General features: G+C 74.9%; 13 protein-coding genes. 5 read left to right on the top strand and 8 right to left on the bottom strand.

Annotated features, from left to right (window positions below; translation table 11 throughout):
• The first annotated feature begins 47 nt into the window (after nucleotides 1-47).
• Both ACTMS9_RS04915 and ACTMS9_RS04910 read left to right on the top strand, forming a co-directional pair.
• Complete coding sequence (locus tag ACTMS9_RS04915; protein WP_441147130.1) at nucleotides 48-1475, top strand: UDP-glucose dehydrogenase family protein; 1428 nt, start codon at nucleotides 48-50, stop codon at nucleotides 1473-1475.
• 157 nt (nucleotides 1476-1632) lie between these two features.
• Complete coding sequence (locus ACTMS9_RS04910) at nucleotides 1633-6546, top strand: SCO7613 C-terminal domain-containing membrane protein (protein ID WP_441164215.1); 4914 nt, start codon at nucleotides 1633-1635, stop codon at nucleotides 6544-6546.
• A 449-nt stretch (nucleotides 6547-6995) separates the two neighbouring features.
• Here the strand turns inward: ACTMS9_RS04910 and purE are convergent, their stop codons facing one another.
• From purE to ACTMS9_RS04895, 3 genes are all read right to left on the bottom strand, one after another.
• Nucleotides 6996-7487 (bottom strand): 5-(carboxyamino)imidazole ribonucleotide mutase, encoded by a 492-nt coding sequence (gene purE / locus ACTMS9_RS04905; RefSeq protein WP_088963898.1) that lies wholly within the window; start codon nucleotides 7485-7487, stop codon nucleotides 6996-6998.
• Between the two features lie 53 nt (nucleotides 7488-7540).
• Nucleotides 7541-8698 carry a 5-(carboxyamino)imidazole ribonucleotide synthase gene (locus ACTMS9_RS04900; RefSeq protein ID WP_441147134.1) on the bottom strand — a complete coding sequence of 386 codons (1158 nt, stop codon included), beginning with the start codon at nucleotides 8696-8698 and terminating at the stop codon, nucleotides 7541-7543.
• A gap of 75 nt (nucleotides 8699-8773) precedes the next feature.
• Nucleotides 8774-10810, bottom strand: a complete 2037-nt coding sequence (locus ACTMS9_RS04895) for a thioredoxin domain-containing protein (protein ID WP_441164214.1) — start codon at nucleotides 10808-10810, stop codon at nucleotides 8774-8776.
• Nucleotides 10811-10944: 134 nt separating this feature from the next.
• Between ACTMS9_RS04895 and ACTMS9_RS04890 the strand changes: the two genes are divergently transcribed.
• A complete protein-coding gene (locus ACTMS9_RS04890; RefSeq protein WP_441147138.1) occupies nucleotides 10945-11976 on the top strand; it encodes a phosphatidylinositol-specific phospholipase C domain-containing protein in 1032 nt (343 codons plus the stop codon).
• Between the two features lie 107 nt (nucleotides 11977-12083).
• Here the strand turns inward: ACTMS9_RS04890 and ACTMS9_RS04885 are convergent, their stop codons facing one another.
• From ACTMS9_RS04885 to mca, 3 genes are all read right to left on the bottom strand, one after another.
• Nucleotides 12084-14546, bottom strand: coding sequence for a putative bifunctional diguanylate cyclase/phosphodiesterase (locus tag ACTMS9_RS04885; protein ID WP_441147619.1), 2463 nt, complete (start codon nucleotides 14544-14546; stop codon nucleotides 12084-12086).
• A 248-nt stretch (nucleotides 14547-14794) separates the two neighbouring features.
• Nucleotides 14795-15070 carry a hypothetical protein gene (locus ACTMS9_RS04880; protein WP_435820024.1) on the bottom strand — a complete coding sequence of 92 codons (276 nt, stop codon included), beginning with the start codon at nucleotides 15068-15070 and terminating at the stop codon, nucleotides 14795-14797.
• Between the two features lie 51 nt (nucleotides 15071-15121).
• Entirely contained in the window at nucleotides 15122-16003 is an 882-nt protein-coding gene (mca, locus tag ACTMS9_RS04875) for a mycothiol conjugate amidase Mca (protein ID WP_154939417.1), read from the bottom strand.
• A 190-nt stretch (nucleotides 16004-16193) separates the two neighbouring features.
• Here mca and ACTMS9_RS04870 point away from each other — a divergent pair, with 190 nt between their 5' ends.
• Nucleotides 16194-16628, top strand: a complete 435-nt coding sequence (locus ACTMS9_RS04870) for a DUF4307 domain-containing protein (protein WP_441147141.1) — start codon at nucleotides 16194-16196, stop codon at nucleotides 16626-16628.
• Nucleotides 16629-16767: 139 nt separating this feature from the next.
• Entirely contained in the window at nucleotides 16768-17268 is a 501-nt protein-coding gene (gene greA, locus ACTMS9_RS04865) for a transcription elongation factor GreA (RefSeq protein WP_154939421.1), read from the top strand.
• Between the two features lie 75 nt (nucleotides 17269-17343).
• Here greA and ilvA read toward each other — a convergent pair whose 3' ends face one another.
• Nucleotides 17344-18564, bottom strand: coding sequence for a threonine ammonia-lyase (ilvA, locus tag ACTMS9_RS04860; protein ID WP_280837780.1), 1221 nt, complete (start codon nucleotides 18562-18564; stop codon nucleotides 17344-17346).
• Nucleotides 18561-19562: a DUF4328 domain-containing protein gene (locus ACTMS9_RS04855; RefSeq protein WP_441164213.1), complete on the bottom strand. Its 1002-nt coding sequence runs from the start codon at nucleotides 19560-19562 to the stop codon at nucleotides 18561-18563. The genes ilvA and ACTMS9_RS04855 overlap by 4 nt, the downstream gene beginning before the upstream one ends.
• Nucleotides 19563-19573 lie beyond the last annotated feature (11 nt).

The following is a 19573-nucleotide window of genomic DNA, read 5'->3' as shown; positions in this document are numbered from 1 at the left end:
GAACGCGACGCAGCGACGCGCCGCCAGTGCGAGCGGAGAAGACAGGCGTGACGATCCCGTACCCGAACATCCAGCCGGTGCCGGCCATCACCCCGGTGACGCCGCCCTCGGGTGCCCCGCGACCGCGGGTGACCTTCCTCGGGACCGGTTACCTCGGCGCGACGTACGCCATCTGCTACGCCGAGCTGGGTTACGAGGTCCTCGGCTTCGACGTCGACGCGGACAAGATCGCCAAGCTGAACGCGGGCGAGGTCCCGATCCACGAGCCGGGCCTGGACGAGCTGCTCCGGCGCAACCTCGCCGCCGGTCGGCTGCGGTTCAGCACCGACATCGGCGAGGTCGCCGACTTCGGCGACGTGCACTTCATCTGCGTGGGCACCCCGCAGCGCGCCGACGGGATGGGCGCCGACCTGTCGTACGTCGAGGCGTCGGTGACCAGCCTGGCCCAGCACCTGACCCGCAAGGCGCTGATCGTCGGCAAGTCCACCGTCCCGGTCGGCACCGCCGAGTGGGTGGAGCAGCTCGTCGGCAAGCACACCCCCAACGACCTGGGCGTCGAGGTGGCCTGGAGCCCCGAGTTCCTCCAGGAGGGCTTCGCCGTCGACGACGTGCTGCGCCCCAACCGGATCGTGGTCGGCGTCAAGACCGAGTGGGCGAACGGCATGCTCTACGCCGCCCACAAGGGCGTCTTCGACCTGGCCGCCACCGAGGACCGCGAGGTGCCCCTGGTGGTCACCGACTTCGCCACCGCCGAGCTGGTCAAGGTCGCCGCGAACGCCTTCCTGGCCACCAAGATCTCCTTCATCAACGCGATGGCCGAGGTCTGCGAGGCGTCCGGCGGCGACGTCACCCAGCTGGCCCGGGCGATCGGGTACGACCCGCGCATCGGCAACCGGTTCCTCCAGGCCGGGCTCGGCTTCGGCGGGGCCTGCCTGCCCAAGGACATCCGCGCCTTCCAGGCCCGGGCGCAGGAGCTGGGCGCCGGCGAGGCGCTGCGCTTCCTGCACGAGGTGGACCTGATCAACCTCCGCCGCCGTACCCGGGTCCTCCAGCTCGCCGCCGACCTGCTCGGCCGCCGCTCCGGCCCGGCCGGCCCGGACTTCTCCGGCACCCGGATCGCCGTGCTGGGCGCCACCTTCAAGCCCAACACCGACGACGTCCGCGACGCCCCGGCGCTCGCCGTCGCCGCCCTGCTGGCCAAGTCCGGCGCGGACGTGCACGTGTACGACCCGCAGGGCACCGAGAACGCCCGCCGGGTGGCCCCCGAGCTGACCTACGAGGCCAGCATGAACGACGCGGTGACCGGCGCCGACCTGGTCTGCGTGCTCACCGAGTGGGCCGACTTCCGCAACGCCGACCCGGTCGTCCTCGGCGAGCTGGCCGCCGGGCGCAAGGTGGTCGACGGACGCAACTGCCTCGACTCCACACTGTGGACCCAGGCCGGCTGGGAATACCGCGGCATGGGCCGCCCCTGACGGGTACGCGCCGACGCGCCGGCCGGGAAGCACCGCTTCCCGGCCGGCGCTCCTCGTTGTGCCGAATCGCCAACGCCAGGTGTCGAAATCCGCGCCGGGGCAGGGCATGCTCGACACTGGAGGTCCACAGTGCGGGCCGGCCGGGTGGAGGGGTGTCGTGGAGAGCTTTCAGTGCTCCTCGTGCGGGCGGCAGATTCAGCCGGCCGCCCGTTGCCCGCACTGCGGCGCCGAGCAGCCGCAGTGGCGGGAACACCTGGCCGAGATTGAGCGGTCCATCGCGGAGATGAAGGCGCGCGAGGCGGCCATCCTCGCCGAGCAGCGGCAGATCGCCGCCAAGATGCAGGCCGCCCTCTTCCAGCGCGACATCCTCGCCCACGCCGGTGAGGAGCGGACCAGGCAGGCCACCCGCCCGCGCCGGGTGCTGCGCCGCAAGCCCGGCCGCCGACCCCCGACCGCCGCCACCGGCGCCCCGCCCCGGGTGCCCCGGCAGGGCGCCGCGCCGCCCGGGTCCGACGACGGCCCGCCGCCGCCACCGCGCGCCACCGCCACCTGGCTGGACGCCGACGATCCGGAGCACCCGCCGGAGGCGTCCTCCCGCGAGGTGCAGAACATCCCGCTCGGACTCGGCGCGCTGCTGCTGGCCGTGGCCGCGGTGGTCTTCGCCGCCGTCGCCACCAGCTCGATGGACGCCCTCGCCCGGCTGGGCATCCTGCTGGTCGCCACCGTGCTGCTGCTGCTCGCCCCGCCCGTGCTCGCCCGGCGCGGGCTCACCTCGACCGCCGAGACGATCGCCGCGGTCGGCCTGCTGCTGGTGCCGCTGGCCGGGTACGCGCTGTGGGCGGTGGACCGGATCGGCGCCGGCGGTGCCTCCGGCGCGGTCTTCTCCGGGGTGATCTTCGCGGTCACCGCCGCCGTCGCCCTCGGGTACGCCCGGGGCACCGGCCTGCGCGCGCCCCGCTTCGCCGCCGTGCTCGCCGCCCAACCGGTGGTGCCGCTGCTGGCGTACGACCGGATCACCGGCCCCGGCGGGTGGGCGTTCGCGCTGACCGTCGTCGCCGTGCTCGACCTCTGGCTGGCCCGCTCGTCGCTGCTGCTGGAACGCCCGGTCCGCCGCGACCTGCCGGTCGACCCGCCGGCCGCGCCGACCGCACCCCGGCAGCGCACCGCCACCGAGGGCCGGCCCGAGGCGGCACCCGAGGAGGCCGGCGAGGTGCTCGGCGCGACGGCGGCCCCGGCACCGGGCGAGGTCGTCCGGCCGGTGCCCTGGCTGCCCCAGGTGACCTGGCTGCTGCACGGAGCGGCGGTGGCGCTCGCCCTGGCGTACGCGGTCACCGCGCTGCTGCGGGCGGCCACCGTACCGGCGGCCACGGTGGCCGGCGCGGCGCTGCTGCTGGCCGCGGCGGTGGCCCTGGCCGGCGCGCTGGTGCTGCGGCGACCGCCGCTGCCCGACGTGGCCGCAGGCATCATGACGCTGGCCGTCATCGGGGCGCTGGGCCGGATCGCCTCGGTCGCCTACCCCGGTCGGGCGCTGCTGCTGATCGCCGCCGTCATCACGCTCACCGGGCTGGCCGTGCGGGCCGTACCGGAGGCGGCCCGGCGCGGGCCGCAGTTCGCCGCCGCGGCGGCGCTCACGGTCAGCGGGGTGGTCGTCGCCGGCGGCGCCCTGCGCGCCGGCCTGGCCCCGGCCCGCGCGGCCCTGCCGGCCTGGAACGCCGACCTGACCCGGTTCCCCGGCGAGCTGGCGGCGGCGGTCGGCCCGGCGGCCTGGCAGTTGGCCGCCAGCGCCCTGCTGCTGACCGTGGCCGCGGTGCTCGCCCTGCCTCCCGAGATCCGCCGCGAGTTCGCCGTGGTCGGCGCGGGGCTGACCGCGCTCGCCGTACCGGCCTCCCTCGCCCTCGGCTGGGCGGCCGCGCCGTGGCCGATGGTGCTGGCCGCGGTCGGCATCGGGGTGCTCGGCCTCTCCGCGGCCACCACCCGCGCCGCGCTGGTGCACGCCGTCACCGCCACGGTGGTGGGCGTGATCGGCGCCGGGGCCGCACTGAGCCGGCCCGCGCTGACCGCGGCGGCGCTGGTCACCCTCGTCGTGGCGGGGGTGCTGGTCGCGCTCGCACCCCGGGTGCGGATCACCCCGGCGGCGGCCGACACGCTCTCCGGCTGGGCGGCCGGCGGGGCGTCGTTCGCGCTGCCCGGCGCGGTGGCCGCCTTCGTCGCCGCCACCGAACCGGCCGTCCCGACGCCCACCCCGGCGGTGCTGCGCGAGCTGACCGTCCCGATCCTGGCCGCCGCCTTCCTCGCCGTCTGCGTCACGCTGGGCTACGCGGCCATGGTGCAGGTCTCCCAGCGACACATCGCGCTGCCGCACGCGGCCGGCACGGCGCTCGGCGCGCTCGCGGTCGTCGCCGCCGCCTTCGGCGCCCCCGGCACCACCGCCGCCGACGCCTGGGTGGGCGGGCTGCTGCTGGTCGCCACCGTGCTGCTCCTGCTCGCCCCGCGGATCGACGCGGGCCGCCGGTCCGACCTCGCCCTCGACGGCTCCGACCTGGCCGCCGCGGCGGTCACCGCCGCGCTTATCGCCACGCTGGCCCGGATCGCGGCGGTGATCTCCGCCGGCGGGCAGCTCGCGGTGGCCGCCGCGCTGGTGCTACTGGTCGCCGTCGCGGCCCGGGCGATGCCGGAGGAGTGGCGCCGCGGGCCGGTGCTCGGGATCGCCGTCGGCGGCACCCTGATCGGCCTGCTGGCCGGCTGGTCGGCCCTGCGCGGCGGGGTCGGCGTGCTCGCCACGCCCGGCCCGATCTGGGCCGGTGACCTCACCGGCTGGCCGGCCGCGCCCACCGGCGGCGCCACCTGGCAGGCCCCGGTGGCACTGGCGATGCTCGGCACGGCGGCCGGGATCCTGCTTCCGCCGCCCTGGAAGTACGACATCGCTGGCGCGGCGGTCGTGCTCGCCACCATCGGGGCGCCCGCCGCGTTCGACCTGCCCTGGTGGTCGCCGGTGCTGGTCGGGACGATGGTCGCCACCGTCCTCGGGATGGCGGCGGTGGCCTCGGCCGACCCGCGCGCGGGGCTCTCCCGGGCGGTCGCGGCCGGTGCGGTGGCGCTGCACGCCGCAGCGGCCGGGCTGGTCCGGCCGTGGACCACCGCGCTGGCGCTGGGCGCCATCGCGCTGATCGGCCTGGTCGTCGCGGCGCTGGCCCGGGGGCTCGCGCCGTCGCTGACGGAGGACGTGGAGACCGAGGGGATGCCACCGCACCTGGTGCGGATCGGCGGCGCGGCGGCCGGGGCGGCCCTGCTGGCGCTGCCGGGCGCGGTCGCCGCGCTGGCCGCCGAGTTCGGTCACTCGGCCCAGGTGGTGCTGACCGGCGCGCTGGCGGCGTCCAGCATCGGGCTGGCCGGGGTCGCCGCGGTCCGCCGCCAGGTGCCGCAGTACCTGCCGTACGCGAGCGCGGCGATCGTCGGCGGCGCGACGGTCAGCGCGCTGGCCGCGATCTTCGCCCACCTCCCCTCCGGCGTGTACGCCGCCGCGGCGGCGCTGCTCGGGGTGCTCGCCGAGCTGGTCCGGGCGGCCACCGTCCCGCCGGTCGGCTCGGCCCAGCCGGTACGCCGGTGGGCCGTGCTGCTGGACGGCGCGCTGCGCCGGCTGCCGGACGACGGCACCCGACGCCGCTGGCGCATCAGCCCGGCCGTCGGAGCCTTCGCCGCGGCGGCGCTGCCGACGGCGCTGGCCCTGGCCTCGCTCGCGCCGCTGCTCTACATCGCCCTGGTGGAGCCGCACCGGATGCTCTCCCGGGTCTGGCAGGGGCCGCCACCGGAGCTGCTCACCCCGCCTCCGGAGGCGGTCGACCCGACCCACGTGCTGACCGCGCTGCTGCTCACCGCGACCGCGGCGCTGGCGGCCACCGGGCTCAGCGGCGGGCGGCGCGCGCGGGCCGTACCGGTGGTCCTGCCGGGGCTGGCGGTGACCCTGCTGATCACCCCGGTGGCGCTCGGCCACGCCTGGCCGGAGAGCGCCCTGGCGGCACTGGCGGTCTTCACCATCTCGATGCTCGGGCTCGCGCTGACCCCGCCGCCGCCGCTGGCCGAGCCGGCCCGGTCGCTGCGGGTGACCCGGGTGCTGGTCTTCGCGATCGGGCTGGCCGGCGGCGGCGCCGGGCTGGCCGGCAGCCTCGGCACCCAGGGCCTGACCCTGTTCACGCTGGGCGGGGCGGTGGGTGTCGGCAGCGTCGCGGCGCTCTACGGCACCACCCAGCGGGCGCGCATCCTCGGCTGGCTCTTCGCCTCGCTGATGGCGCAGCTCTTCGTGCTCACCGCCGGGCTGGTCGCCGGGCTCGCCGCCGTCTGGTCGGCGTTCGGGGTGCTGGCGGTCGGCGCGGCGTTGCAGGTGTTCGCGGCGACCCTGCCGAGGCTGCGCCGCCCCGAGGCGCAGCCCGAGGCGGCCACCGTGGAGTGGACCGGGTACGCGGCCGCGCTGATCGCCCTGGCGCTGGCGTACGACTCGCCCCGGCACATCGCCGCCCTGCTGGCCGCCTGGGGTGCCGTGCTCGGGATCGCCGCGAGCCGGCCGGGGCGCCGCCCGCTGGAACGGCAGATCCTGTTCTGGGCGGTGGTCGCCTGCGAGATCACCGCCTGGTGGATCCTGATGCGGGTCGCCGCCGTGGCGCTGCCGGAGGCGTACACGCTGCCGTTCGCGGCGCTCGCCCTGCTGGTGGGGGTGCTGGAGCTGCGGCACCGCCCGGACCTGTCGAGCTGGGTGGCGTACGGGCCGGCGCTGGTCACCGCGTTCGTGCCGACCCTGGCGATCGTGCTGGCGACCGAGTCCAGCATGCTGCGGCAGGTGCTGCTGCTGCTCGGCGCGGTGGCGGTGCTGATCTTCGGCACCACGAGCCGGCAGCAGGCACCGGTGATCGTCGGCGCCACGGTGACCGCGATCGCCGCGGTGCACGCGCTGTTCAGCCTCGGCCCGTGGCTGGTGCTGATCCCGGTCGGCGTGGTGCTGCTGGTGCTGGGCGCGAGCAACGAGCGCCGCCGCCGCGCCCAGGAGCGGTTGCAGACCGCGCTACGCGGCATGAGATAAATCGGAGGGTCCCTGTGGCGTGACTGCCGTGTTGCGCAGGGCGTGCCGGGTGGTCGCGGATCACGAACTGGGTTGTTGAGCCCGGTGCGGGGGGCCTCGTCGCGGCCGGGATCATGCCGGGGCCACTCGCCGGTCGCTGCCGGGCGGGCCTGGTCGATCCCCACGTGATCAGGAGTCGCGGCTACCAGCGGTGACGGCCAGGTCCGGCCCAAGCCCCACCCCGCACGGCCTTTGCTCTGCTGCGCTCCACGCAACACTCACGCGGAGTGACGGTCCGTCGAGTGGCCGGCCTCCGGGCGTATGGCGTTCCGGCTGTTCAAAGGCGGTGTTGCCTAAGGGGTAGCAGAGCAAAGGGAGCGAACCTGGGACCCGGGGGGCGACACAACCGACACGTTGCGTGACGCCGGCTGGGATCACTGACGGTGAGTGCCGTCGGTCGTGTGGAGCGGTCAGGCGAGGGAGGCGCGGAGGGCGGCGTCCTTCTCGGCCACCATCTCCTCCAGGCTGGCCTGGAAGGCGGTCATCCGCTTCAGCAGCGCCGGGTCCGAGGCGGCCAGGATGCGAACGGCGAGCAGCCCGGCGTTGCGGGCGTTGCCGATCGACACGGTGGCCACCGGCACCCCCGCCGGCATCTGCACGATGGAGAGCAGGGAGTCCATCCCGTCGAGGTGCTTGAGCGGCACCGGCACGCCGATCACCGGCAGCGGGGTCACCGAGGCGACCATGCCGGGCAGGTGAGCGGCGCCGCCCGCCCCGGCGATGATCACCTTGACGCCGCGGTCGGCGGCGGAGCGGCCGTACTCGATCATCTTCACCGGGGTGCGGTGGGCGGAGACGACGCCCACCTCGTAGGGCACCCCGAACTCGTCCAGCGCCTCGGCGGCGGCCTTCATGACCGGCCAGTCCGAGTCGCTGCCCATGATCAGCCCGACGGTGCTCACACGCAGCTTCCCTTCGTTCGCGACTGCGGGGCTCGCAAGCTCACTCCTCGCGCTCACTGTCCCTCGCGCAGCCAGGAAGCGGCCCGCGCGGCCCGCGCCCGTACGTCGTCCAGGTCGTTGCCGAGCACCGTGACGTGCCCGATCTTGCGGCCCGGCCGCACCTGCTTGCCGTACAGGTGGACCTTGGCGCCCGGTTCGGCGGCGAAGAGGTGGTGCAGCCGCTCGTCGATGGAGATGCCGCCCGGCTCGCCGCCGAGCACGTTCGCCATCACCACCACCGGGGCGGTCAGCGAGGTGTCCCCCATCGGGTAGTCGAGCACGGCCCGCAGGTGCTGCTCGAACTGCGAGGTGCGGGCGCCCTCGATGGTCCAGTGCCCCGAGTTGTGCGGCCGCATGGCCAGCTCGTTGACGACCAGGCCGGCGTCGGTCAGGAACAGCTCCACCGCCAGCAGGCCGACCACGTCGAGCGCGGTGGCCAGGTCGATGGCGAGCTGCTGGGCGGCGAGCGCGAGCTCCTCCGGCAGGTCGGGCGCGGGGGCGAGCACCTCGACGCAGATCCCGTCCCGCTGCACGGTCTCCACCACCGGGTACGCGGCGACCTGCCCGAACGGCGAGCGAGCCACCTGCACGGCCAGCTCCCGACGCAGCGCCACCCGCTCCTCGACGATCAGCGAGGTACCGCCGGCGAGCAGCGTCGCGGCCAGCTCGGCGGCCCGGGTCGGGTCGTCGACCATCCAGACGCCCCGACCGTCGTAGCCGCCGCGGGCGGCCTTCAGCACCACCGGCCAGCCGTTCTCCTCGCCGAAGGCGACCAGGTCGACGGGCTCGGCGACCGGCCGCCAGGCCGGGTTCGGAGCGCCCAGCGCACCGAGGCGCTCCCGCATGATCCGCTTGTCCTGCGCGTGCAGCAGCGCGTCGGCGGCCGGGAAGAGCTTCACGCCCTCGGCGGCGAGGGCGCGGATGTGCTCGGTGGGCACGTGCTCGTGGTCGAAGGTGACCACGTCGCAGCCCTTGGCGAAGGTGCGCAGCGCGGAGAGGTCGGTGTGGTCGCCGTACTGGACGTCGGAGGCGACCAGGGCGGCGCCGTCGTCCGGGGCGAGCGCCAGCACGCGCAGTGACTGGCCGAGGGCGATGGCAGCCTGGTGGGTCATCCGGGCCAACTGGCCTCCGCCCACCATGCCGACGACGGGCAGACCGGTACGGGAATCCATAGCGCCGCCAGCCTATCCGGGCCGCCGGCGATCACCGCCGCGAGGGGCACCGGCCCGCCAGCTCAACTCCGGGCGTCAGCCGAGCTGGGCGACCAGGTCGTCGACCGAGGTCACCGGCCGCTGGCAGACGAAACCCCGGCAGACGTACGCGGTGGGCCGCCCGTCGACCAGCGGCCGGTCCGCGAGCAGCGGCACCCCCGGCTGGTCTGGTCGGCCGGCCACCACGACCGCGCCCGGCGGGGCGTGCCGCACGGCGGCGGCCACCAGGGGATCACCCACCGCGTCGTCGGTGGCCACCGCGATCTCGTACGGCCCGGAGAGCAGCGCCTCCCCCACCGTCGCCGCGTAGCCGGTGAAGCGGGCGTGCCGCCCGACGATCGGCGCGACGGTGGCCAGCGCCGCCTCGGCGGCCTCCCGGTACCGGCTCTCCCCGGTCAGCGCCGCGTACGCCACCAGCGCCGCCACGATCGCCGAGCGCCCCGACGGGGTGGCGTTGTCGGTCGGGTCGGCCGGCCGGGCGACCAGCTGCTCGGCGTCGTCGGCGGTGTCGTAGAAGCCGCCGCCCGGGGCGGCGAACCGGGCCAGGGCCACGTCGAGCAGCCCGCCGGCCAGCGCCAGCCAGCGCCCCTCGCCGGTGAGCTGGTGCATCGCGCAGAACGCCTCGGCCACGCAGCCGTAGTCCTCCAGCACGCCGGCCGGCTCGCCGACCACCTTGTCCCGGGACGCCCGGCGCAGCCGCCCGTCCACGATGTGCACGGCGGCCAGGTGCTCGGCGGCGTCGCGCATCGCGCCGTCCGCGACGATGGTGACGCCCTCCATCAGGTTGGCGTCCTCGTCGTCGGGCGAGGCGTAGAGGGCGGCGACCCGGAGGAACTCGGCGATCGCGGTGATCGCCAGGCCGTTCCAGGCGGCCACCACCTTGTCGTCGCGGGCGGGTTGCGGGCGGGTGTCCCGGGCGACGAGCAGCCGGCCGACGACGTCCCGCCAGCGGGCCTTGATCTCCGGGTCGGCGTCGTCGACGTCCCGGGCCAGCCGCAGCACGCTCGTGCCGTGCTCGAAGGTGCCCTCCTCGGTGACCTCGAAGAGGTCGGCGGCCCAGCGGCCGTCCTCCTCGCCGAGCGCCGCCACGAGCTGGGCCGGGGTCCAGGCGTAGGTGAGCCCCTCGACGCCCTCGGTGTCGGCGTCCAGCGCGGAGGCGAAGCCCTCCCCCGCCCGGTGCAGCTCGTCGGCGAGGAACCGGGCGGTGTCCCGGGCCACCCGCCGGGCCATCCGGTCACCGGTGAGCCGCCAGAGCTGCGCGTAGAACCGCAGCAGCAGGGCGTTGTCGTAGAGCATCTTCTCGAAGTGCGGCACGGTCCAGTGCGCGTCCACCGAATAGCGGGCGAAGCCGCCGGCGAGCTGGTCGTGGATGCCGCCCCGGGCCATCGCCTCGGCGGTGTGCCGGGCGATCTCCAGGCTGCGCGCCGAGCCGGTGCGCTGGTGGTGCCGGAGCAGGAAGAGCAGGTTCATGTGCGGCGGGAACTTCGGCGCCCCGCCGAAGCCGCCGTTCGTCGCGTCGTACTCGCGGGAGAGCTGGTCGGCGGCGGAGTCCAGCAGCTCGGCGGTGAGCGGGGCGGTCGGGCCGCCGACGGCCTGGGCGCCGCCGATCGCCTCGACCACGGCGGCGCCCTGGCGCAGCACCGCCTCACGCTGGTCGCGCCACGCCGCGGCGACCGACTCCAGCAGCCGGACGAAGTTCGCCCGGGGGAAGTACGTGCCGCAGAAGAACGGGGTGCCGTCGGGGGTGGCGAAGACCGTCATCGGCCAGCCGCCCTGCCCGGTCATCGCCTGGGTGGCGGTCATGTAGACCGCGTCGACGTCCGGCCGCTCCTCCCGGTCCACCTTGATCGCCACGAAGTCGTCGTTGACCAGCGCGCCGACCTGCTCGTTCTCGAACGACTCGTGGGCCATCACGTGACACCAGTGGCAGGCGGCGTAGCCGACCGAGATCAGCACCGGCACGTCCCGCCGCTTCGCCTCCGCGAACGCCTCGGCGCTCCAGGGCCACCAGTCGACCGGGTTGTCGGCGTGCTGGAGCAGGTACGGCGAGGTCGCATCGGCGAGTCGGTTCACCTGACGACCATATCCAGCCGGACGGGCCCGCGCCCGTCGGTCCGACGGCAATCGCAGGGGCTTCCGCAGTTCACTTTCATCTATTTATATCTGTGCATGCCGGCGATCGTCGCCGGCCTCGCGAGGAGGCACGCATGCGCGGATCCCGTCGTCTGTCCGTACTCACCTCGGTCGCGGTGCTCGCGGTCGTCCTCACCGGACACCCCGCCGCCGCGGCCGTGGACCCCGCCACCCGGATCTCCGGGACCACGGCCGTCGGCACCCACAACGCGTACGAGCGCGGCACCTACACCTACCTGGCGCAGGCGCTCGACGCCCGGCCAGGGATGATCGAGCTGGACGTCTGGCCGGACGTGATCACGCGCCAGTGGCGGGTCAGCCACTCCAACCCGCTCGGCAACGACAACAACTGCGTCGCCGCCACCAGCGCCGCGCAGCTCTACACCGGCACCCGCAACAAGAACCTCGAACACTGCCTGGACGACATCCGGCTCTGGCTGGGCGCCCACCCCGACGCCGGGCCGGTGCAGCTCAAGCTGGAGCTGAAGACCGGCTTCAGCGCCCGTACCGGGCAGGGGCCGGTCCAGCTCGACGCGCTGCTCGCCGCCCGGCTCGGCGACCGGGTCTTCCGCCCGGTCGACCTGCGCGGCGGGTACGCCTCGCTGGACGCCGCCGCCCGGGCCGACGCCTGGCCGACCCGCCAGCAGCTCGCCGGCAAGGTGCTCGTGGAGCTGATCCCGGGCACCGTGGAGGAGGGCAATCCCACCGACACGCTCCGCACCGACGTCGAGTACGCCCGTCACCTCGCCGGCCTGGCGTCGGCGGGCACCCTCGCCCGGGCCCAGGCGTTCCCCGCCGTGCACAACGCCCAGGCCGGCGACCCGCGCACCCGCTACACCGAGGTGAGCCTGCGGCCGTGGTTCGTCGTCTTCGACGGCGACGCGAGCGCGTACGTCGGCGGCGGCATCGACACCTCCTGGTACGCCACCAACCACTACCTGCTGGTGATGACCGACGCGCAGAACGTGCCGCCGAAGGTGGGGAACACCGACCCGGACGCCGCCCGGGCCCGGGTCGCCCAACTGGCGGCGGCGCACGCCAGCATCGTCTCCGCCGACTGGGCGGCCCTGCCGACCGTCGTCGGCGAGGTCCTCCCCCGCGCCTGACCCGCGGCCGGGCCGCTGCCCGCGGCCCTGGCCCCGGTTTGCGGCGTGTCGGGGTGTCCCGCCGCCCGGACACCCCGACACGCCGCATCTCGCGAACGGGCGGTGGGTCAGGATGCGCCGTCGGCGCGCAGCGGGAAGACGTTCGACTCGGCCGACTCGCGCAGCGTGCCGAGTACCGCGCCGATCTTGTCGGCCGGCATCGGCTTGAAGAAGTGGTAGCCCTGGGCGGCGGTGCAGCCCAGCTCGGCCAGGGCGAGCCGCTGCTCGGCGGTCTCCACCCCCTCCGCCACCACCCGCAGCCCCAGCTCGTGCGCGAGCCCGACGGTGGTCCGGACGATCGCCGCGGCCTCCGGCGACTCGGCCATCCGGATCACGAACGAGCGGTCCACCTTGAGCTCGTCGACCGCGATCCGGGTCAGGAAGGTCAGCGACGAGAAGCCGGTGCCGAAGTCGTCGACGGCGAGCTGCACGCCCATCGCGCGGACCGTGGCCAGCACCTCGTCGATCACCTCCAGCTCGCTCATCACCACCGTCTCGGTGATCTCCAGGACCAACCGGTGCGGGGGCACCTGGTGGCGGCGCAGCGCGTCGGCGATCTCGGCCGGCAGCCGGGGGTCGAGCAGGCTACGGGCCGAGAGGTTCACCGAGATCGGCACGTCCAAGCCCTCCCGGGCCCAGTCGGCCGCCACCGCGAGCGCCTTGTCCAGCACGTACCGGGTGAAGGCGCCGAGCTGCTCGCTGTTCTCCACCGGGCGGATGAAGTCGACCGGGCCGAGCCAGCCGCGGCGCGGGTGCCGCCAGCGGATCAGCGCCTCCACCCCGGTCGGGGCGCCGGTGGCCAGGTCGACCGCCGGTTGCAGGGCCAGCACCAACTGGTCGTCGGCCTGCAACGCCTCCCGCAGCTCCGCCAGCAGCGCCAGCTGGTCGGTGCTCGCGGCGTCGCGGGCGCTGTCGTACGCGGCGACGCTGCCGCCGCCCTCCTTGGCCTGGTACATGGCGATGTCGGCCCGGCGCAGCAGCTCGGTCAGGTCGGCGGTGCCCGCCCCGGCCACCACCACCCCCACCGACACCTCGACGGACATCCGCACCCCGGCCACCTCGGTCGGCGCGGCCAGCCGCTCGGCGATCTCCCGGGCCTGGCGCAGCGCGTACGCCATCGGGGCGGACCGGTCGCCGATCACCGGGACCGACGTCAGCAGCAGGGCGAACTCGTCCCCGCCGAGGCGCCCCAGCAGGTCGCCCGGGCGGGCGAGGGTGCCGAGCCGGTTGGCGGTGAGCCGCAGCAGCTGGTCGCCGGCCGCGTGCCCGAGGGTGTCGTTGACCTCTTTGAACTGGTTGATGTCCAGCAGCAGCAGCGCCACCGGGTGATCGTGGGCGAGCTGCCGCAGCGCCTGGTCGCCCTTGCTGAGCATGGCCGCCCGGTTCACCAGCCCGGTCAGCGCGTCGTGCACCGCCTCGTACGACGACCGCGCGCTGACCAGCCGCAGCTCCCGGTGGGTGGCCGCGTCGTGCAGCGCGGCGGCGAGGGCGTCGGAGAAGGCGGCCACGGCGTCCCGCTCGCGGGCACTCGGTGGCGCGGTGGCGGGGAAGCGGACCCGCAGCTCGCCGACCTCGGCCTCGCCGACGGTCAGCGGGCGGGCCAGCTCGTGCTCCGCGGTGGACGGCCGGGCGGGCGGCCCGATCTCGCGGTCGCGCACCTGGCCGGAGGCGTCCCCCCGGTACCGGCGCCAGCGGCCGTCGCCCCGGGCCACGTCGACGTCGACCAGCTCCGCGCCGAAGAGGGTCAGCGCGCCGGTCACCGCGGCGGTGGCCACCCCGCGCTCGTCGAGCTGGTTGAGCGCGGCGGTCGCCTCCGCGAAGGCCCGCCAGTCCCGTCGTTCCTGGTCGGCCCGGAGCCGGTGCCGGTAGGTCTGCTGGAGCAGCCAGAACAGGGGCGGGAGCAGCAGCAGCCAGCGGGCGTCGATCTCCACCAGGGCGACCACGACCAGGCCGACCGCGACGTTGCCGACGAACATCAGCAGCTTGCCCCGGAGCGCGGCGAGCACCGGTGGGCCGACGGCGACGCCGTGCCGCAGCGCCAGGGTGGCGCCGCCGAGGCAGGCGGTGGCGAGCAGGTAGGTCACCGAGGCGGCGATCAGGGCGAGGGCGAGCCCGGGGGTGGGTGCGGCCAGCAGCGGCGCGCCGAGCGCGGTGGCGACCGCGACGGCGAGCGCGGTGGCGGCGGTCAGCGAAGCGGCGATCCGCAGTACCTCGAGCGGGGGCCGGCGGTCGACGGCCAGGGACATTCCCGTCCAGGCCAGCCCGGTGCCGAGCAGCGCCGCGGCCGGCAGCCACCCGGCCGGTACGAGGTAGAGGCAGACGATCAGTGCGGCCTCGCCCCAGGTGATGCTGACCATGCCGGTGGCGGTGCGGAACCTCAGCCGGGCCAGTTGGGCGACCGCGAACGCGGCGAGGGCGATGCCGAACCGCGCGAGGGCGGGAAGTGCATCGTCCGGCGGCAGCGTGACGGGGACGGTCAGGCCGATCAGGACCGCCGTGAAGGCGGTCAGCGTGACGGCGGTGATCAGCAGGAGCACCCGTGGCGGTGTGCCGCCGGGATCGGGCCGGTCGACGTGGTCGCCGGCCCGGCCGGACGTCACCGGCCCGCTCCGTCCGCCGGCACACGGGGGATGCCCGGGACGGACGCTGCTGCGACGGTCATGGCGCCCCCTCCCGCGCACGGCTCAGGGACTTTTCGGTCCCCCCGGCGGAAGGCTAAGCCAATCCGGGTGGTCGCAACAGGGGCTGACGACCCGGATCGGCGTGAATCACGCTCCGACTAGCCGTTTCGGTGCTGCTGGTGGCCGTTGGGCGTGTCGGTGCGTGATTCCTGCGTCGAGGTCCCGTCCGCCGGATCGGTGGCCGACGTGTCGGCCTGCCCCTGGGTGGGGAACCGGTCGGGCAGCCGGCGCAGCCGGGCGTTCATGTTGCGGATCAGCAGGATGGTGGCGGCGGCCAGGAGGAGGATGAGGAAGAGGCCCATCGGCCCGGCCAGACCACCCGTGCGGGTGTCACCGAAGTTGTTCTCCGCGAGCACCTGGGCAGCGGCGGTCAGCATGGTGTTTCTCCGATGTGCGGTGGGCTTTCAGCGTAGCCCCCCGCCCGGTCAGCGGGCATGGGCCGTCTCGCGCACCCCGGCGAAGAGGTCCGACTCGGGCAGCGGGCTGTCGACCAGCGAGCGGACCAGCTGGAAGTCCTCCGTGGGCCAGGCGTGCCGCTGCAGCTCCATCGGGACGTGGAACCAGAAGCCGTCCGGGTCGATCTGGGTGGCGTGGGCGCGCAGCGCGTCGTCGCGGACCGGGAAGTAGTCGGCGCACTCCACCCGGGTGGTGATCCGCGGGCCCTTGTCGGGGCGGTCGTCCCAGCGCTTGAGCCACTCCTCGTACGGCGAGGCCAGGCCGGCGGCGAGCATGCCCTCGTGCAGCGCCATGATCTTGCCCTTGGAGAAGCCGATGTCGTAGTAGAGCTTCAGCGGCTGCCAGGGCTCGCCGAGCTCCGGGTAGCGCTCCGGGTCGCCGGCCGCCTCGAAGGCGGCCACGCTCACCTTGTGGGTCATGATGTGGTCGGGGTGCGGGTAGCCGCCCTCCTCGTCGTACGTGGTGACGACGTGCGGACGGAACTCGCGCATCAGCCGCACCAGCGGACCCGCGGCGACCTCGACGTCCTCCAGGGCGAAGCAGCCTTCGGGCAGCGGCGGCAGCGGGTCGCCCTCGGGCAGCCCCGAGTCGACGAAGCCGAGCCAGGCCTGCTCGACGCCGAGGATCGCCCGGGCGGCGTCCATCTCGGCGCGGCGGATCTCGCCGATGTTGGCCCAGACGTCGGGCCGGTCCATCTTCGGGTTGAGCACGCTGCCGCGCTCGCCGCCGGTGCACGTCACGACCAGGACGTCGACACCCTCCGCGACGTACTTCGCCATGGTCGCGGCGCCCTTGCTCGACTCGTCGTCGGGGTGCGCGTGCACCGCCATGAGACGCAGTTGCTCTGCCACTGTGGGCGCTCCTCGTCTGTGCCGGCCGACGGCCCACCCCGGGCCGCCCGGCTGACCTGCCGGAATCCTCCCCCGTGCCGGACCCTGCCGGCGCCGACCTGTCATCCTTGACGACAGGACGGGCTTGGGAGCGTGGAACTCTCCCATTCTTGCCGATGCTTCCGACAACAACGCCAGGAGATACCCGCCGGTGACCGAGACGCACGCCACAATCACCCCGGGCGCGCCCGCGTTCCCGCCCGGGCGGTACGGCCGCCGCCGCGAGCCGGGCCGCCGCCGGCCGCTGCTGGTCGGGTTGCTGGCGGCCGCCCTGGTCGCCGGGCTGGCCCTGGTCGCGACGCAGCTCTACGCCCGGTACGGCGACCCGACGTACGACGCCGAGGTGATCACCTACACCGACGTCACCGACACCGGGGTGCGGGTCGACTTCCGGGTCACCCTGCCCGAAGGCGGCTCCGCGGTGTGCCTGCTGCGGGCCCGCTCCCACGACGGCGCCGAGGTGGGTCGGGACGAGGTCGCGGTGAGCGCGCGCCCCGGCGCGCGGCAGGCCACCGCCCAGCACCGGATCGCCACCACCGCGCGGCCCTTCATCGGCGAGGTCGTCCGCTGCCGACCCGCCGGCTGACCGGCCGGCCGGCGCGGACGCCCCGGGACCAGGGTCGGGTACCGGCGCCGGGGGTGATCGACGACACCCGCGGGTGTGCCGCACTGGTAACTTGGTAACTCACCTGTCAGCCAGTTCCGCACGATCGAGGAGTACGCCTGTGTCCACCAATGACAACGAGGCGCCCGCCACCTGGCTGTCCCAGGACGCGTACGACCGCCTGAAGGCCGAGCTCGACCAGCACATCGCCAACCGGCCGGTCATCGCCGCCGAGATCAACGCCCGGCGCGAGGAAGGCGACCTGCGGGAGAACGGTGGCTACCACGCCGCCCGCGAGGAGCAGGGCAAGGCCGAGGGGCGCATCCTCTACCTCAAGGAGCTGCTGCGCACCGCCAAGGTCGGCGAGGCGCCGACCGCCGACTCGGTGTCGCCCGGCATGGTCGTGACGATCTACTTCGACGACGACCAGGACGACACCGAGACGTTCCTGCTCGGCTCGCGGGAGATCGCCTCCACCACCGACCTGACGGTCTACAGCCCGGAGTCGGCGCTCGGCAAGGCGATCCTGGGCGGTCGCCCCGGCCAGACCTGCACCTACACGGCGCCGAGCGGCGCCGACATCAAGGTGACCGTGGTCAGCTTCGAGCCGTTCTCCGGCTGAGTCCGGCCCCGCCGGGTCCGCGGACCCGGCGGTTCCCCATCGCGTACGCCCCGAGGCGTGGCACCGTCGCCGGTGTCACGCCTCGGCCGCGAAGACCACCTGGTAGCCGCTGGCCCGTAGGGCGCTGATCAGCGTGTCGGAGTGCTCGACGCCCCGGGTCTCCACCGACAGCGCCACCTCGACCTCGCCGAGGCGCAGGTGCGGGTTGGCCCGCTGGTGCTCCACGTCGACCACGTTCGCCCGGTGCTCGGCGATCTCGGTGAGCAGCGAGGCGAGCTGACCGGGCCGGTCCGAACAGCGCACCGTCACCCGCAGGTAGCGCCCGGCCGCGGCCAGCCCGTGCTCGATCACCCGCAGCATCAGCAGCGGGTCGATGTTGCCGCCGGAGAGCACCGCGACCACCGGCGCCTCCACCTCGACGACCCCGGCCAGCAGCGCGGCCACGCCCACCGCGCCGGCCGGCTCGACCACCTGCTTGCCGCGCTCCAGCAGCATCAGCAGCGCCCGGGAGATGTCCTCCTCGGAGACCGTGACGATCTCGTCGACCAGCTTGCGGACGTGGGTGAAGGTGATCTCCCCCGGCCGGCCGACCGCGATCCCGTCGGCGATGGTGGCGAAGGACGGCAGGCGTACCGGCTCTCCGGCGATCAGCGAGGGCGGGAAGGCCGCCGCGCTGGCCGCCTGGACCCCGACCACCCGTACGTCGGGGCGCAGCGCCTTGGCCGCCACCGCCATGCCCGAGATCAGGCCACCGCCGCCGACCCCGGTGATGATCGTCTTCACGTCGGGGCACTGTTCGAGGATCTCCAGCGCCACGGTGCCCTGACCGGCGATCACGTCGGGGTGGTCGAACGGATGGATCAGGACCGCGCCGGTCCGCTCGGCGTAGGTCTGCGCCGCCACCAGGGACTCGTCGACGGTGTTGCCGACCAGTTCGATCTGCGCGCCGTACCCCTTGGTGGCGGCCACCTTCGGCAGCGGCGCGTTCACCGGCATGAACACGGTGGCGTGGGCGCCCACCAGGCCGGCGGCGAGGGCGACGCCCTGGGCGTGGTTGCCGGCGCTGGCCGCGACCACGCCCCGGGCGCGCTCCTCCTCGCTGAGCCGGGAGATCCGCACGTACGCGCCGCGCACCTTGTACGACCCGGCGCGCTGCACGTTCTCGCACTTCAGCCACGCCGGGCCGCCCAGCTTGGCGCTCAGCGGCCGGGAGGGCTCCAGCGGGGTGGTGCGGGTGACGCCGGCGAGCAGTTCCCGCGCGGCCCGTACGTCGGCGAGACCGACCAGTTCCGTCATGCCCCGATCGTGCCACCCGCCACCGGGGGAACCTGCGGCGACGCCGGGGGCGTGTCGGCCGAGGCCTGCGGCGCGGGCGCGGCCACCGGCTGCGGCTGCGGCTGCGGCGGGGCGAACGTGCCGGGCGCGCCGGCCGGGGGCGGCGTGCCGGGGGCGAACCCGCCGGGCACCGGGGTCCCCGGGGCGTACGGCCACGCCGGGGTGGCGCGGGCGATCCGGTCCTGCTGGGCGGCGGAGATCTTCCGGATCAACACGATGAACGACGCGGCGGCCACCACGCAGGCGATCGCCGGAATCGCGTTGCGGCCGAGGGCGCCCTGGTAGTAGTCCACGTACGCCTGGAAGTCCGCGGGGTCGACGGCCGTCTCGGGGAGCTGGAGGTACTCGAGGTCGTTCTTGCGGCTGAACAGCCGCTCGCCGACGCTGAAGACCAGCCACGCCGCCCACCAGCCGACGACCAGCCACGGGGTGCTCCGGCGCCAGAGGCTGTCCCGGGCGATGTTGGCCACCACCCGGACGGGCACCACGAAGTTCGCGAACGGCACCAGCCAGCCGGCGATCGCCCAACCCTGACCGAGGACGGGCAGCGCGCCGGGGAAGGCGTCGATGTTCTTGCGCGCCCGCCAGGTCCAGATGATGACCAGGACAGCGGCGGTCAGGTAGGCCACCACGAACGGCAGGCTCACCGCGACCTCGAACAGCATGGCCCCGAAGAGCACGTCGCTGTCGCCGTCGCGCTCGGCCTGCCGCGCCAGCACGATCCCGGCCACCGGGGCGAGCGCGGACAGCAGGTAGAACGCGGCGGTCACGCCGACCGCGATCGAGGCGGCCAGGCCGATGCCGCGCACGGCGTAAGTCTCCAGCCCCGGCGTGACGGCCGGCTGTCCGAGGGGCGTGTAGCAGTTCTGGCACTCGTTGAAGCTCGGGGACGTGGCGTCCCCGCAGGTCTGGCAGAGCATGGGGACCGTCCAGGGGGTGCGGCGAGGGGGTGCGCGCACACGCTAGACGA

Origin of the sequence: Micromonospora sp. L31, assembly GCF_052068075.1 — a bacterium.
GTDB lineage: Bacteria > Actinomycetota > Actinomycetes > Mycobacteriales > Micromonosporaceae > Micromonospora > Micromonospora purpureochromogenes.
Note: the sequence above shows the minus strand (reverse complement) of the source record. Positions and strands in the feature narration are given on the sequence as shown.

Bases quoted from the DNA above. Each gene is read 5' to 3' on its own strand.
- ACTMS9_RS04900 (WP_441147134.1), bottom strand. From the start codon at position 8,698: ATGGATTCCCGTACCGGTCTGCCCGTCGTCGGCATGGTGGGCGGAGGC.
- ilvA (WP_280837780.1), bottom strand. From the start codon at position 18,564: ATGACGGAACTGGTCGGTCTCGCCGACGTACGGGCCGCGCGGGAACTG.
- ACTMS9_RS04890 (WP_441147138.1), top strand. From the start codon at position 10,945: ATGCGCGGATCCCGTCGTCTGTCCGTACTCACCTCGGTCGCGGTGCTC.